The organism is Streptomyces sp. NPDC048370 (genome assembly GCF_043200825.1).
In the GTDB taxonomy this organism is placed as follows: Bacteria; Actinomycetota; Actinomycetes; order Streptomycetales; family Streptomycetaceae; genus Streptomyces.
In genome coordinates this window covers 239,831-254,414 of record NZ_JBICYI010000012.1, presented here as the reverse complement: position 1 = coordinate 254,414, position 14,584 = coordinate 239,831, and the positions used below count along the sequence as shown (strand labels likewise).

Here is a 14,584-nt window from a genome sequence, read left to right as displayed (position 1 = left end):
GTGGGGTCTGACAACGGGCCCTCGCCCCGCTTCGCCCGAGCGGCCCAGCAGCGGATGACAGCCCGGTCGGCAGGCGGCAGGGTGACGGGGAACAGGGCTTCTGCCGCCTTCGCCCGACAGACGAGGATCCGCCATGTCCGTTCACCGGCGTCTCGGCACCGCTGCCGGGGCCGCGCTCCTGACGCTCGCCGTCGCGGGCTGTTCTGGCCTCGGCCGCTCCGCGGTGGGAACGATCTCGTACGAGACCGAGCGCGAGGTCGTGATCACCGTGACGAGCCCCTCGGTCAAGGGCTGCCACCGGCTCGCGCCGTCCGGTGTGACGAAGGTCGAGAACCGGAGCCTGGTCGACCTGCGGATGTTCCGGACCCCGGACTGCAAGGGCAAGGAGAACATCTACGTCCCCAGCCGCTCGGGCAACACGATCGCGCCCGACACGCTCCCCTGGCGCAGCTACAACATCGTGCACTAGGGGATGTGCGGCGGATCAGGCCGGATCAGGGCCGGCGTCGGAGCCGTGCGACAAGCTCCGCGTTGTGGTGGCGACGGGTCCAGGCGATGACCGCGAGCGGTACGGCGAAGAGGACCGGCGTCAGGGCGTACTGGCCGTCGAAGACGGTCAGCTGCGTGACGACGGCCCCGATCATCAGGCCGATGAGCGCGCTCGCCGCGGCGCTGGACAGCACCGGGACGAGCAGCGCGACGGCTCCGGCCAGCTCCAGGGCGCCGACCACGTACATCAGCCAGTCACCCCAGCCGATCCGGTCGAAGCTCTCTGCGGCCGACCAGTGTCCGACCAGCTTCGGCCCGGCGCTCGGGATCGCGAAGGCGAGCGCGAGCAGGATCTGCAGGACGCGTACGGAGATGTCGGCGCGGCGGCTCAGCCGACTGCCGGCCCGTCGGCGTCCGGCGGTCGTGACGGCGGTGGCGGTCGCGGTGGTGGTGGTCATGGGTCCCCCCTGGTGTCGGCGTGGCGTGTTCGCTTCACAGGGGTAGACGGGGCGGGCGCCGGAAACTCATCGCCGTTCCGGCGCCCGACTCGATCTTTTCGATTCTCCTCAGGAGGACGTGGGGCGGGCCCTCACCCACGTGCCGTCGTCCGTCAGATAGGTGTCCACCGCGAGCCCCGCCTCACCCAGATACCGCTCGAAGTCCTCCTTGCTCAGGGGCCGCGAACGGAAGGTCTGGGTCCAGCGCAGATCCGGGAACACGTACTCGGCGAGGACCGAGTTCACGCCGTCGCCGACCGGTTCCGCCGACACGATCCGTACCGTGCAGCCGCTCGGGTCCTGGCGTTCGCGGGGCACGTCCAGGTGCCAGCCTTCGCCCTCGCGCTGGATCAGGACGCAGCCGTCGTCCCGCACATGACGTCTGCAGGTCTCCAGCAGCGCCTGCCGCTCACTGTGCTCTGCCGTGTGCACCAGGTACGACGCGAGCATCACCACGTCGAACCGCCGTGCCAGATCCAGCGATTCGATCGGGCTGCGCACGGTCTCCGTGCCCGGCACCCGCTCCCGTACCGCTTCGAGCATCTCCGCCGACTCGTCCACCGCCGTCACGGCGAAGCCCCGAGCGACCAGAGGCCCCGTCACCCGCCCTGCTCCGCAGCCCAGTTCGAGCAGCGAGGCGCCCGGCGGCACGGCGGCCTCGATCACGTCGGGCTCGATCCCGACGCCCAGGCGTCGATACACGTCGACGGCGCAGCCGTCCGGGGTGATGGCTCCGGTCCCTGTCCCTTGATGTCCCTCACGCATCGGTACGCTCATGCCCGGAAGAACGAGGTGGGCCGGGCGGCCGTTCCCGCCGACGCCCCGGCGGGCCCTACACCCCTCGTTCGAGTGACGTTCGCACGGGCGCCCCGGGGGTAGACCCTCAGTAGGAGATGCGAGCGTCATGCGTACTGGGAGTGAGCCGGTGACCGCACGCAGTCCCCTGCGGATGCGGTTCTGGCTGAGTCTGTGGGGTCTGCTCTGGGCCGCCTTCGGCACGACGGTGTTCGCCCTGGTCGGCAGCCCGGGATGGGCGGCCGCCTGCGGCGTGCTGTTCCTGGTCGCTGCTGTCGACATGTCGATGGTGCTGCGCCACATTCGACAGGGGCCTCACTGGCAGCCCGGACGGAACATCCCGCCGTACGAGCCCGACCACGGCGGCACGGGCCGCCGCTGAGGCGCCCGTCGCCGGGGCGCACCGTAGCCAGAGAGGCTCCGGTCAGCCCTCCGCGTCGAAGCGGGCCGCCTGGAGGTACTCGGGCTTGGGGTCGAGCGCGGCCGCGAGCCGGAAGTGCCGGGTGGCCTGGTCGGGCCGACCGGAGCGCTGGAACGTGCGGGCCAGAGCGAAGTGCGCGAACGCGTTGTCCGGCTCCCGCTCAAGCACCAGCTCGAACTCCAGCTCGGCGGGACGCAGTTGGGCGGAGGCGAAGAAGGCGCGGGCGCGCAGCAGCCGAGCCGCGGTGTTCTCGGGGTGGGCGGCGATCACCGAGTCGAGCAGTTTCACGGCACCACGAGGGTCCCGCGCTGCCAGCAGTTGCTCGGCGGCGCGGAAGTCGATGACGTGGGTCTCGGGGTTCCTCTCGGCCACGGTGGCATCCTTCCCTTGCTCCGGCGGTTCAACATCGGGTGCGGCAGGGCTATTCCGCGCCGGCGTACGACCGGCCGGGACAGCCCGGCGCGGCGGGCGGGTCCCGGTGAACCCGTGATCCGACCGCCGCATGCGCGATCCCTACCCAGCCGGGAGCGTGACCGATCGGCGCGGGCGCCCCGGCTTTCTACCGGGTCTCCTCCGCGGCTCGCCTGGTCAGCTCGTCCCAGACCTTGCGGACCTGGGGTTCCAGCGCCTCCAGCGGCCCGTCGTTGTCGATGACGAGGTCCGCGATCGCCCGGCGCTGCTCGCGCGTGGCCTGGGCGGCCATCCGGGCGCGCGCCTCGGACTCGGCCATGCCCCGCAGCCGTACCAGCCGGTCGAGCTGTGTCTCGGGGGACGCGTCCACGACGACGACCAGGTCGTAGAGCGGCGCGAGGGCGTTCTCGGTGAGGAGGGGCACGTCGTGGACGACGACGTCGTCCGGTCCCGCCGCTCCCTCCAGCTCGGCGGAGCGGGCACCGACGAGAGGATGGACGATCCGGTTCAGGGCGGCCAGGCGGTCGGCGTCCGCGAACACGATGGAGCCGAGCTTCGGCCGGTCAAGCGCTCCCTGCTCGGTCAGGATCTCCGGCCCGAACGCCTCCACGACGGCCGCGAGCCCGGGAGTCCCGGGCTCGACGACCTCGCGCGCGATCTTGTCGGCGTCGATCAGCACGGCCCCGTACGAGACGAGGAGCCGCGACACTGCACTCTTGCCGGCGCCGATACCGCCGGTCAGGCCCACCTTCAGCATGAGCGGCAGCTTAGGACCCCCGGCCCGGCGGTCAGGCGTCGCCCTCCCGCTCGGCGAGGAAGCGCTCGAACTCGCGGCCCAGTTCGTCCGCCGACGGGAGGTCGACGGGCTCGGCGACGAGGCTGCCCCGGGTCTCGGCGCCGGCCACCGCGTCGTACTGGTGCTCAAGGCCCTGGACCAGGGCCGTCAGCTCGTCGTCGCCCTCGCCGATCTGGCGCTCGATCTCGGTCTGGGTGCGCCGGGCCTCGGTGCGCAGGGTGTGCGCGACACCCGGGAGGACGAGACCGGTGGCGGCCGTGATGGCCTCCAGGGCGGTCAGCGCCGCGTCGGGGTAGGAGGACCGGGCGACGTAGTGCGGGACGTGCGCGGCGACACCGAGGGTGTCGTGGCCGGACTCGGTGAGCCGGAACTCGACGAGCGACTCGGCGCTGCCGGGCACCTGCGCCTCGTCGAAGGGGCTCTTGTGGCCGGGCATGAGGTCCGTGCGGCTGCCGTGCGGGGTGAGGCCGACGGGCCGGGTGTGCGGGACGCCCATGGGGATGCCGTGGAAGTTGACCGAGAGCCGGACGCCGAGCCGCTCGACGATCTGGCGGACGGCGACGGCGAAGCGCTCCCACTCCACGTCCGGCTCGGGGCCGGAGAGCAGCAGGAAGGGCGCGCCGGTGGCGTCCTGGACGAGTCGGACCTCGATGGCGGGCGTTTCGTACGCCGTCCAGCGGTCGCGTCGGAAGGTGAGCAGCGGCCTGCGCGCCCGGTAGTCCACGAGCCGGTCGTGGTCGAAGCGGGCCACCACCTGGTGGGGCAGTGTGTCCAGCAGACGCTCGACGATCTGCTCGCCGGCCTCACCCGCGTCGATGTAGCCGTCGAAGTGGTAGAGCATGACCAACCCGGCCGACTCCTGCGCCAGGGCCACGTCCACCACGGCCAGGCCCTTCTGGTCCCATTCGTACAAATCCTGGGGATCAAGCACGATTACCGCTCCTCCTCGCGTTCCTAGGAAAGAACGCTCCTCGGAGCACGAGCATTCCCCGAGTCCCGGTATTCGTGAACGGAGTGTCAGCGCGCGAGCACGCACCACGCGCCCCCGGCGATCACCGGGGGCGTACGGGGCGGGCCGTGCCGGGGCGGGGCGTGCCGGGGCGGAAAACGACTGAGGCCCGCTCCCCCGGAGGGGAGCGGGCCTCGATCGTTGGCTAGCTAGTGCCTGGCGCAGAGCTGATTCAGCTCTGGCCGCCGGCCAGCTTCTCGCGCAGGGCAGCCAGGGCCTCGTCCGACGCCAGGGCGCCGGAGTTGTCGTCCGACTCCGAGGAGTACGAACCACCCGTGACACCCGCCGGGGCGCCGGCCGGAGCGGCGGTGCCACCCTCGGCAGCGGCGGCCTCGTCGGCCTCGCGGGACTTGATGACCTGAGCCTGGTGCTGCTCGAAGCGCTGCTGCGCCTCGGCGTACTGGGTCTCCCAGGCCTCGCGCTGGGTCTCGTAGCCCTCGAGCCAGTCGTTGGTCTCGGGGTCGAAGCCCTCGGGGTAGATGTAGTTGCCCTGGTCGTCGTAGGACGCGGCCATGCCGTACAGGGTCGGGTCGAACTCGACCGACGCCGGGTCGGCACCGAAGGACTCGTTGGCCTGCTTCAGGGACAGCGAGATCCGGCGACGCTCGAGGTCGATGTCGATGACCTTGACGAAGATCTCGTCGTTGACCTGGACGACCTGCTCCGGGATCTCCACGTGGCGCTCGGCCAGCTCGGAGATGTGGACCAGACCCTCGATGCCCTCGTCCACGCGGACGAACGCACCGAACGGAACCAGCTTGGTGACCTTGCCCGGGACGACCTGACCGATCTGGTGCGTGCGGGCGAACTGCTGCCACGGGTCCTCCTGCGTCGCCTTCAGCGACAGGGAGACACGCTCGCGGTCCATGTCCACGTCGAGAACCTCGACGGTGACTTCCTGGCCGACCTCGACAACCTCGGACGGGTGGTCGATGTGCTTCCAGGAGAGCTCGGAGACGTGCACGAGACCGTCGACGCCACCCAGGTCCACGAAGGCACCGAAGTTGACGATCGAGGACACGACGCCGGAGCGGACCTGACCCTTCTGGAGGGTCGTGAGGAAGGTCTGGCGAACCTCGGACTGGGTCTGCTCCAGCCAGGCGCGGCGGGACAGGACCACGTTGTTGCGGTTCTTGTCCAGCTCGATGATCTTCGCCTCGAGCTCCTTGCCCACGTAGGGCTGGAGGTCGCGGACGCGACGCATCTCGACCAGGGAGGCCGGGAGGAAGCCGCGGAGGCCGATGTCGAGGATGAGACCACCCTTGACGACCTCGATGACGGTACCGGTGACGATGCCGTCTTCTTCCTTGATCTTCTCGATGGTGCCCCAGGCGCGCTCGTACTGGGCGCGCTTCTTCGAGAGGATCAGGCGGCCTTCCTTGTCCTCCTTCTGGAGAACCAGGGCCTCGATCTCGTCGCCGACCTTGACGACCTCGTTCGGGTCGACGTCGTGCTTGATCGAGAGCTCGCGGCTCGGGATGACACCTTCGGTCTTGTAACCGATGTCGAGCAGGACCTCGTCCCGGTCGACCTTCACGATGACGCCGTCGACGATGTCGCCGTCGTTGAAGTACTTGATCGTCTCGTCGATCGCGGCGAGGAAGGCTTCCTCGTTACCGATGTCGTTGACCGCAACCTGCGGGGTGGTGCTGGTGGCGGTGGTCTCGGTGCTGCTCGTCATGTGGGAAAGGGCTCCGGTTACGGACAGAAAGTCGTAGGTACTGCTACGCCGTGAGCCCGTGATCGCACCGAAGAAGCCGGACAGCCAATGAAGCGCCTTCCCGGATGAACGGGTGGGCGCCTCGAGAACCGAGGGGACATACAACCGTGCGAGCGCGGCCTGCTCCGTCTGAGGCGCGCAGGCCCGCAGCGCAACCTTTAGCATACGGGGGCAGCCGGACAGGGTCAATGCGCGAAGCGCGCACGCGGGGCGGATCCCCACATACCCGGCACAACTCAACTCTCCCCAGGCCATGACAGCCATGAGGGACCGGGGTTCGCACGGCGGCGCTGTGCGCAAAATACAACGACGGGCGAGATGAACCAAGAGTACGAACAGGAAGCCGGTCCCGAGGACGAGGCGGAGGCGACCCGACGGGACGCCGACGATTCGGAGAGCAGCCGGGCGAGCCGGGGCTGGTGGGACCGGAACGCCGACGAGTACCAGAGCGAGCACGGGGCGTTCCTCGGGGACGACCGTTTCGTCTGGGGGCCGGAGGGGCTCGACGAGGCCGAGGCGGGGCTGCTCGGCCCGAGCGAGGCGCTGAAGGGGCTCGACGTCCTGGAGATCGGCGCGGGGGCGGCGCAGTGCTCACGCTGGCTGGCGGCGCGGGGCGCGCGGCCGGTGGCCCTGGACCTCTCGCACCGCCAGCTCCAGCACGCCCTGCGGATCGGCGACGACGTGCCGCTGGTCGAGGCGGACGCGGGCGTGCTGCCGTTCCGCGACGGCTCCTTCGACCTGGCGTGTTCGGCGTACGGCGCGGTGCCGTTCGTGGCGGACCCGGTGAAGGTGTTCCGCGAGGTACGCCGGGTGCTGCGGCCGGGCGGCCGGTGGGTCTTCTCGGTGACGCACCCGATCCGCTGGGCCTTCCCCGACGAGCCGGGCCCCGAGGGCCTGTCGGTCGCGGCCTCCTATTTCGACCGCACTCCCTATGTCGAGCAGGACGAGCAGGGCCGGGCCGTCTACGTGGAGCACCACCGGACGATCGGCGACCGGGTACGGGACGTGGTGGCCGGCGGCTTCCGGCTGATCGATCTCGTCGAGCCGGAGTGGCCGGAGTGGAACAGCCAGGAGTGGGGCGGCTGGTCCCCGCTGCGGGGGAACCTGATCCCGGGCACGGCGATCTTCGTGTGCGAGCGGGACTGACGCACGGCTCACCGGCCGCCGGTCGCCACACTCGCCACACGAGGCGCGTCGGTCATATAAGAGGACAGGGCCTGTGGACAGCCGCGCCCGTCACCGGCGACGACGTATGAAACTGAGTGCGTGATCCGAAACGACGCACTCGATCGTCTCCCCGTCCGCCAGGCCGTCCCCGAGCTGCTGACCGCGCTCGAGGAGCGCGGTGCCGCGGTGCTGTACGCACCTCCCGGTACCGGCAAGACCACGCTGGTGCCCCTCGCGCTCGCGGGACTCATAGGGGACGGGCCTCGGCGGCGGGTGCTGGTGGCCGAACCGCGCCGGATGGCGGTGCGGGCGGCCGCCCGGCGGATGGCGTGGCTGCTCGGCGAGGAGGTCGGCGAGGCCGTCGGTTTCTCGGTGCGCGGCGAGCGCCGGACCGGTCCCGCGACCCTCGTCGAGGTGGTGACGACGGGCGTCCTGCTCCAGCGCCTCCAGCGCGACCCGGAGCTGGCGGGCGTGGACGTGGTGCTGCTCGACGAGTGCCATGAGCGTCATCTCGACGCGGACACGGCGATGGCGTTCCTGGTGGACGTCCGGGCGACGCTGCGACCGGAGCTGAAGCTGATCGCCGCCTCGGCCACGAGTGACGCCGAGGCATGGGCGCAGCTCCTCACGGTGCTCGACGGCAGCGGTCCTGCGCCGATCGTGTGGGGGAAGGGCGAGGGCCACGGGTACCGCGTGCACTTCGCGGCACCGCCCGCCGGCATCAGGCCCTCCCACGGCACCTGGGTGGATCCGGCCCTCCTGCGCCATGTGGCGGCAACCGTCCGGCTCGCCTGCGAGCGGCACGCGGGCGACGTCCTCTGTTTCCTGCCCGGTACGGGTGAGATCGCGCGGACGGCGGGCATGCTGGCCGACCTCGACGCCGAGGTCTTCCAGCTGCACGGGCGCGCCCCGGCGGCGGTGCAGGACGCGGTGTTGAAGGGGGCGGAGCCCGGTGGGCGGCGCAGGGTGATCCTCGCGACGTCCGTGGCCGAGTCGAGCCTGACGGTGCCGGGCGTGCGGATCGTCGTGGACTCGGGCCTGGCCAGGGAGCCGCGGATGGACCACGCGCGGGGCCTGGGCTCACTGGCGACGGTGGCGGTGTCCATCGCGGGCGCGACCCAGCGCTCGGGCCGCTCCGGGCGTGAGGCCTTCGGTGTCGTCTACCGCTGCTGGGCGGAGGCGGACGACGGGCGCCGGGCCCGTTTCCCCTCCCCCGAGATCGAGATCGCCGACCTGGCCTCGTTCGCGCTGCGGACGGCGTGCTGGGGCGACCCCTCGGCACAGGGCCTCGCCCTCCTGGACGCACCACCGGCCGGGGCGATGGCGGCGGCCCGTTCCGTGCTGACGGCGATCGGCGCGGTCGACGAGGAGGGGCGGGCGACGGACCGGGGGGTACGGATGTCCCGGCTCGGGGTGCACCCCCGGCTGGCCCGGGCCCTCCTGGACGGCGCCCCCGAGGTCGGGGCGCGGCGGGCGGCCGAGGTGGTCGCGCTGCTCAGCGAGGAGCCGCCCCGGGAGTACGGGGACGACCTCACGGCGGCCTGGCGGGCGGCGCGGCGGGGAGTCGACGGCTACGGGGCACGGTGGAAGGCGGAGGCCCGGCGCCTCGAACGGTCGGCGGGCGAGGCCGCCTCCGGTGTCGGAAGAGGGGACGGGGGTGGTGGCCTGGCCGGGGGTGGGGAGGACGTCGTGGCCGGGCTTGTGACGGCGTTCGCGTTTCCCGAGCGGGTGGCCCGGGCGCGGGAGGGGAGCGGGTTCCTGATGGTGTCGGGGACAGGTGCCGAGCTGGCCGAGGGGTCCGGGCTCGGGAGCGCGTCCTGGCTGGCCGTCGCCGTGGCGGACCGGACCGCGCGGAGCGCCACGGCCCGGGTGCGGCTGGCGGCCGTGGTGGACGAGGACGTGGCGCGGGCGGCCGCCGGGCATCTGCTGGCCTCGGGTGAGGAGGTGCACTGGGAGGACGGGGACGTCGTCGCGCGGTCGGTCTCCCGGCTGGGCGCCGTCGAGCTGGCCGCCCGTCCGCTCAGGGACGGGGCCGACCCCGTGCTCGTACGGGCGGCGCTCCTGGACGGGTTGCGGCGCGAGCGGCTCGGGCTGTTGCGGTGGAGCCGTGAGTCGGAGGAGCTGAGACAGCGGCTCGGCTTCCTCCACCGGGTGCTGGGTGATCCGTGGCCGGAGGTCTCGGAGGAGGCTCTGCTCGGCCGGGCGGACGAGTGGCTGGAGCCCGAGCTGTCCCGGGCCCGGCGGCGGGCCGACCTCGGCCGGATCGACGCGGGGCAGGCGCTGGGGCGGTTGCTGCCGTGGGCGACGGGAGAGGCGGGCCGGCTCGACGAGCTGGCGCCCGAGCGGATCCAGGTGCCCAGCGGGTCGCGGATACGGGTGGACTACAGCGGCGAACAGCCGGTCCTCGCGGTGAAGTTGCAGGAGATGTTCGGGTTGGCCGAGACGCCCAGGGTGGCGGCCGGGACGCCAGTCGTGGTCCATCTCCTCTCCCCCGCCGGACGGCCTGCGGCCGTCACCGCCGACCTCGCCTCCTTCTGGCGGGACGGCTACCGGGCGGTGCGGGCGGAGCTGCGCGGGCGCTATCCCAGGCATCCGTGGCCGGAGGACCCGGCCGGGGCGGAGCCGACGCGGCACACCAGCGCGCGGCTCAGGAGGGAGCGGTAGCGGGGCCGTCCTCGGCGGGGCGCCGGCCGCGGGCCTCGAGCCAGAGGGAGAGGGCGAGCAGAAGGAGGGACAGGGTGAGGAAGGTCCACGGCAGATAGGAGGTGACGAGCAGGATGATCGTCCGGTTGCCCTGGACCAGCTCGACGGTGTCGACGATGTAGTCCTCGCGCATCTTCACGTGGCCGGAGAAGGCGGTGACCTTCCAGTCGGTCTTGTCGTTGCGGAGCTCCTCCTCGTGGATCTCCTCGCCGTTGACCGGGGCGCCGGTGACCGGGTCGACCCAGAACATCCGCTTGGTCGTGTACCAGATGGACATGCCCGACTGGCTGATCATCTCGGGGGTGACGCCCTTGATCGGCATCGTCTTGGGCATGGGGACCTTGGTCCAGGGGATGGTCTGCTCGAAGTAGTAGACCTCCATGCCCCGGAAGTCGCGGGTGCCCTTGTAGTGGATGGGGGAGGTGGTGCGGGAGCGGGCGTCGAAGTACTGGTAGTCCCGCTTCTCGGTGAGGAAGGGCCACTTGAACTCGATGCCCTCGCGTCGGACCGCGTCGCCGTCGACCATCGCGCCGGTGGCGTTGACCGGGTCCTGGGTGTGGGCGTCGAAGACGTAGCGCTCGGGGATCTGGGAGACCATCTTGCCGTCGGGGCCGGTGATGTAGGTGAGGGCGTCCCAGACCACGACATCACGGCCGGCGTCCAGCTCGATCCGCTTCGACTCCTCCACGTTGCCCTTGAGGGTCTGGATGATCGTGAGTTTCTCGACCTTCTTGGCCGTCAGGGTGGAGTAGTCGACGAGGGTGGCGGGCTTCGCCTCCAGGACGATCTCCTGGTACTGGTTCGGCGGGATCTTCGCCACGCGGGGGAAGACGTACCAGCGGAGCGTGGGGGCCATCGCGGCGAAGAAGACCGCGAAGGAGAGCAGGACGAGGCTGGCTCGGCGGCGCATGGGCGGTGCTCCTCCTACTTCTTGGGGCCGGGGTCGGCGGTGAGGAGGGGCTTGGGCGATGTGGGCCCGTCGGGCGGCAGGTCGACCACGGAGACGAGGAGGACGACGAGGAGGACTGGGACCAGCCCGATGGCGGCGGCTACGAGGGCGCGCATGGTCGGCCTCCCGGTGCTCGATCTGATGCGGCGTCAGGGCTGGGGCACCGTAGCAACGTGGGCACGAGATGAGAACACGTTGCACTCAGAACGCAGAGCGCCGCCCTCCCGTCCGGGTGGACGGGAGGGCGGCGGCAGGACTGCAACGACGGCCGGGCCTGTGCCGGCGGTCGCTCAGGGAGTCGGCGTCGGCGTCGGCGTCGGCTCGGGCTCCGGGGCCGGGGCGGTGACCTTGAGCTCGATGGTCACGCTGCCGCCGCCGGGCGCCGTGAGCCGGAGCAGGAAGGTGCCGGTCTGGTCGTCCGCGAAGACGTCGGGGAGGGTGAGCAGTCCGGAGGCGTCCGTCTTCAGGCCGGTGAGGGTGCGGACCGGGTTGCCGTCGGCGTCCTTGAAGTACGGGCCCTTGGTGTTCTGCTGCGGGTCGTCCGCCGAGTTGATCATGGTGGCGGTCAGGCCGACCGAGGGGGCGACTGCGCCGTCGAGGGTGGCCTTCACCAGGATGCGGTCGGCGAACCGGCCGCCGGTGGTGGTGGTCAGCTCCGTGGAGTCGGCGCGGACCAGCGTGTCGGCCTGCCGCTCGGTGACGGTCGCGGTGAAGGAGACGGGCGCGATGTTCCGGCCCACGACCGTGGCGCGGACCGTGAAGGTGCCCGTCTGCTCGCCGGCCCGCACGGACGGGGCGACGGCACGGCCGGAGAGGCCGGTGACGACGGTCACGCTCTTCGCCACGCCACCGAGGTTGGCGTCGGTGGAGCCGACGATCTCGAAGCGCACGCCAAGCCCGGAGACGGGCTTGCCCGCGGCGTCCAGCGCCTCGACCGTAGGACGCCCGGTGAAGACGGTGCCGACGGTGGCCGTCAGCGTGCCGGTGCCGGCGTCCTTGAGCTTGACGACCTTCGCGGTCGGCGGCGCGGTGATGGGCGGCGTGACCGGCGGGGTGGTGCCGGGCTTCGACGGGTTCGGCTTCGGCGTCGTCGGGGAGGGCGACGGGGTGGGCGTCGTCGGCGTGGGAGTGGGCGAAGGGCCCGTGCTCGGGATGTCGTTGTCGCTGCGGTCGATCGGCAGGACGCCCGAGCCGTCCGGGACCTGGTGGCTGCCGCGCTGGTAGTACTCGAACCAGGAGAGCACGGTACGCAGGTACTCGGTCGAGCGGTTGTAGCTGAGGATCGCCCGGTCCAGATCCGCCTTGACCGCGAGGTCGCGGTTGTTGGCGCACAGGTAGAGACCGGCGGCCTGGGCGGCGTCGTAGATGTTGTTGGGGTCCTTGCGGCCGTCGCCGTTGGCGTCCTGACCCCAGGTCGCCCAGGTGGAGGGGATGAACTGCATCGGGCCGACGGCCCGGTCGTGCGTCGTGTCGCCGTCGAAGGCGCCGTCGTCGGTGTCCGAGATGTTGGCGAAGCCGACACCGTCGAGCTTCGGGCCGAGGATCGGCGAGAGCGTGGTGCCGTTGGCGTCGACGCGACCGCCGCGCGCCTGCCCGGACTCGACCTTGCCGATGCCGGCGAGCAGCTGCCACGGCAGGCGACACGAGGGGTCGCTGGACCGGATCGACTGCTCGGCCCGCTTGTAGGCGGCGAGCACGGTCGCGGGTATGCCGGCCTCGGCGGGACCGGTGATGATCGGCAGGTCTATGGAAGTGCCGGGCTTGTTCGGCGTGTTCAGCGGCGGCAGGTCGGTGTAGTACGGGGAGTCACCGGTCGCCGAACCGTCGGGCGGAGTCGGCGTCGCGTCACCGGCTCCGACCGGCCGGTCCCCGCCCGCACTGTCGGAGGGCGGCGGAACGACGCCGGGCGCCTGCGAGGCGGCCAGTGCCGCCACCGCCGCGGCGACGACGGCACCGCTCGTGGCTCCCCGGCGCAGACGGCGGCCGAATTGCGCTGCCATACGTGTGGTCCTCCCCCTCGACTGCACCCGCGCTCCCCGCGCGTGGCTTCAGGAGACCCTATGACACCGACCGGCCCCGGGACACAGCGCCCTGACCGCGTTTCACGCTTTCGTCACCTCTTGGTCGCCCATCGGCCGGACGGAGATCGCTCCCGCATACTGGGCGTGACCGCCGACCGCCGCCGTGGAGATGTCCGGGGCCGGCGCGGATTTCGAGGGGGATGTTCCGATGCCGTTCACGCTGAGCCATGCCGCCGCGGTGCTGCCAGGCATCCGCCGCGACGGCACCGGACGCGGACCGCTGATCGCCTGCGCGCTCGTGGCGGGGTCGTTCTCACCCGACATGACCTATTTCGCGGCCACCGCCGTCCCGGGTGCGATGCTCTTCGGGAGCGTCACGCACTCCCCCGTGGGCATCCTGACGGTCGATCTGCTGATCACCGCCGCGCTCGTGGCCGTGTGGCTGATGGTGCGTGAGCCGCTGGTGGCCCTGCTGCCGGGCCGTCGGCAGAGCCGGGTGTACGCCTTCGTCCGAGGCGGCTCCTGGCGGGGCCGGCCGGTCCTTCCGCTGGCCACCTGGTTCTGCCTGTCGGCGGCGCTCGGCGCCTCGACGCACGTGGTGTGGGACTCCTTCACCCACCTCGACCGCTGGGGCACCCGCGCGATCCCGTTCCTCGACGCGCTCGTGGCCGGCTTCCCGGTCTATCTGTACTTCCAGTACGGAGGATCGGCGCTGGCGCTCGTGCTGCTGGTGTGGTTCACGGTACGGGCGCTGCGGGCCGCGCCCGGCGAGGCGACGCCGCCCACCGAAGTGCCCGTCCTGACCCGCCGGGGCCGGTGGCTGGCCGGCGGGCTGATCGGCGCCTGCGTCCTGGCCGGGATCGTGCACCGGTGCCTGCGCTGGTACGCGTACTGGGGGCGGATCGAGACGCCCCTCGACATCATCCCGACGGCCTGCTTCGGGGCCGGCGCGGGGCTCGCCGTCGGCCTGCTGCTGTACGGGGCGGGGATGCGGCTGCGCGGAACGCGCCCGGGTCCTGCGGTGTCCCGTGAAGGGGCAGCGGGTCGTGAGCCGGCGCGCTCCCGTCCGGGATCTCGCTGATCGCGCTCTCCGGCGTGAAGCCGCGGGACGCGACACCGCCGGCGAGCCGCCGATGGACGGCGTTCGCCACGCGTTCCAGGGTGTTGACGCCGTAGCTCATGGTCGCGTTGTCGTGGCTGAGCAGGGCGAGGCGGTAGTCGTGGCCGCCGCCTCTGACGGCGCCGATGCTGTGCACCCGCCAGCCGTTGGAGGCACGGGGCAGCCAGCCGTTCTTGAGGTGGACGCGCGCGGCGCGCGGGGCGCCCGCCGAGACGCCCCAGGTCTGTGAGGCGATGACCTGCCCCATGAGCGTGAGCGCGGCGGGGCGGCGGGAGACGGTGGCGAGCAGGGCCAGCTGGTCCCGCGCGGTGGTGTGGGTGAGGCCCCAGTAGCGGTCGTGGCCGAGGACGGTGTCGTGGGCTCCGGCGTCGGTGAGGACCCGGCGCATCCGGTCGCGGGACAGGCCCCACCACAGGGCCGTCGCCGCGTCGTTGTCGGACCGGGTGATCATCGCCTTCATCCGGTCGGACTCCAGGCTGGTGGGCT

General features: G+C 71.8%; 14 protein-coding genes and 1 pseudogene. 5 read left to right on the top strand and 10 right to left on the bottom strand.

All coding sequences use genetic code 11. The features are described 5' to 3' along the window. Positions 1-133 precede the first annotated feature (133 nt). Positions 134-469 (top strand): hypothetical protein, encoded by a 336-nt coding sequence (locus ACGFYP_RS25485; protein WP_361958356.1) that lies wholly within the window; start codon positions 134-136, stop codon positions 467-469. 25 nt (positions 470-494) lie between these two features. Here the strand turns inward: ACGFYP_RS25485 and ACGFYP_RS25480 are convergent, their stop codons facing one another. Both ACGFYP_RS25480 and ACGFYP_RS25475 read right to left on the bottom strand, forming a co-directional pair. Continuing rightward, complete coding sequence (locus tag ACGFYP_RS25480; RefSeq protein ID WP_393497802.1) at positions 495-947, bottom strand: DoxX family protein; 453 nt, start codon at positions 945-947, stop codon at positions 495-497. Between the two features lie 108 nt (positions 948-1,055). Beyond that, positions 1,056-1,751: a class I SAM-dependent methyltransferase gene (locus ACGFYP_RS25475; protein ID WP_393497799.1), complete on the bottom strand. Its 696-nt coding sequence runs from the start codon at positions 1,749-1,751 to the stop codon at positions 1,056-1,058. Between the two features lie 139 nt (positions 1,752-1,890). Here ACGFYP_RS25475 and ACGFYP_RS25470 point away from each other — a divergent pair, with 139 nt between their 5' ends. Then, positions 1,891-2,163 carry a DUF6343 family protein gene (locus ACGFYP_RS25470; RefSeq protein WP_393497796.1) on the top strand — a complete coding sequence of 91 codons (273 nt, stop codon included), beginning with the start codon at positions 1,891-1,893 and terminating at the stop codon, positions 2,161-2,163. A 42-nt stretch (positions 2,164-2,205) separates the two neighbouring features. Here ACGFYP_RS25470 and ACGFYP_RS25465 read toward each other — a convergent pair whose 3' ends face one another. The 4 genes from ACGFYP_RS25465 to rpsA form a co-directional block, all read right to left on the bottom strand. Then, positions 2,206-2,574, bottom strand: a complete 369-nt coding sequence (locus tag ACGFYP_RS25465) for a tetratricopeptide repeat protein (protein ID WP_361958344.1) — start codon at positions 2,572-2,574, stop codon at positions 2,206-2,208. Between the two features lie 187 nt (positions 2,575-2,761). Next, positions 2,762-3,370, bottom strand: coding sequence for a dephospho-CoA kinase (gene coaE / locus ACGFYP_RS25460; RefSeq protein WP_393497793.1), 609 nt, complete (start codon positions 3,368-3,370; stop codon positions 2,762-2,764). A 31-nt stretch (positions 3,371-3,401) separates the two neighbouring features. Next, positions 3,402-4,340, bottom strand: coding sequence for a PAC2 family protein (locus ACGFYP_RS25455; RefSeq protein ID WP_361958339.1), 939 nt, complete (start codon positions 4,338-4,340; stop codon positions 3,402-3,404). A gap of 250 nt (positions 4,341-4,590) precedes the next feature. Then, complete coding sequence (gene rpsA, locus ACGFYP_RS25450; RefSeq protein ID WP_393497789.1) at positions 4,591-6,099, bottom strand: 30S ribosomal protein S1; 1,509 nt, start codon at positions 6,097-6,099, stop codon at positions 4,591-4,593. A 357-nt stretch (positions 6,100-6,456) separates the two neighbouring features. Between rpsA and ACGFYP_RS25445 the strand changes: the two genes are divergently transcribed. Both ACGFYP_RS25445 and hrpB read left to right on the top strand, forming a co-directional pair. Next, the gene (locus ACGFYP_RS25445) at positions 6,457-7,284 is read left to right on the top strand and encodes a class I SAM-dependent methyltransferase (RefSeq protein WP_393497786.1); all 828 of its coding nucleotides are present in this window, start codon (positions 6,457-6,459) and stop codon (positions 7,282-7,284) included. A gap of 120 nt (positions 7,285-7,404) precedes the next feature. Next, positions 7,405-9,969, top strand: a complete 2,565-nt coding sequence (gene hrpB / locus ACGFYP_RS25440) for an ATP-dependent helicase HrpB (protein ID WP_393497783.1) — start codon at positions 7,405-7,407, stop codon at positions 9,967-9,969. Here hrpB and ACGFYP_RS25435 read toward each other — a convergent pair. The 3 genes from ACGFYP_RS25435 to ACGFYP_RS25425 all read right to left on the bottom strand — a co-directional run bounded on the left by ACGFYP_RS25435 (position 9,953) and on the right by ACGFYP_RS25425 (position 12,957). Further along, positions 9,953-10,918, bottom strand: coding sequence for a DUF3068 domain-containing protein (locus ACGFYP_RS25435; RefSeq protein WP_393497781.1), 966 nt, complete (start codon positions 10,916-10,918; stop codon positions 9,953-9,955). The genes hrpB and ACGFYP_RS25435 overlap by 17 nt on opposite strands. A 14-nt stretch (positions 10,919-10,932) precedes the next feature. Continuing rightward, positions 10,933-11,073, bottom strand: a complete 141-nt coding sequence (locus ACGFYP_RS25430; RefSeq protein WP_315890806.1) for an SPW_0924 family protein — start codon at positions 11,071-11,073, stop codon at positions 10,933-10,935. 174 nt (positions 11,074-11,247) lie between these two features. Continuing rightward, positions 11,248-12,957 carry a lytic transglycosylase domain-containing protein gene (locus ACGFYP_RS25425; RefSeq protein ID WP_393497776.1) on the bottom strand — a complete coding sequence of 570 codons (1,710 nt, stop codon included), beginning with the start codon at positions 12,955-12,957 and terminating at the stop codon, positions 11,248-11,250. Between the two features lie 229 nt (positions 12,958-13,186). Between ACGFYP_RS25425 and ACGFYP_RS25420 the strand changes: the two genes are divergently transcribed. Next, positions 13,187-14,059 carry a DUF4184 family protein gene (locus ACGFYP_RS25420; protein ID WP_393497773.1) on the top strand — a complete coding sequence of 291 codons (873 nt, stop codon included), beginning with the start codon at positions 13,187-13,189 and terminating at the stop codon, positions 14,057-14,059. Positions 14,060-14,195: 136 nt separating this feature from the next. Here ACGFYP_RS25420 and ACGFYP_RS25415 read toward each other — a convergent pair. After that, positions 14,196-14,558: pseudogene (locus ACGFYP_RS25415) on the bottom strand (serine hydrolase); the annotation flags it as partial. Positions 14,559-14,584: the final 26 nt, after the last annotated feature.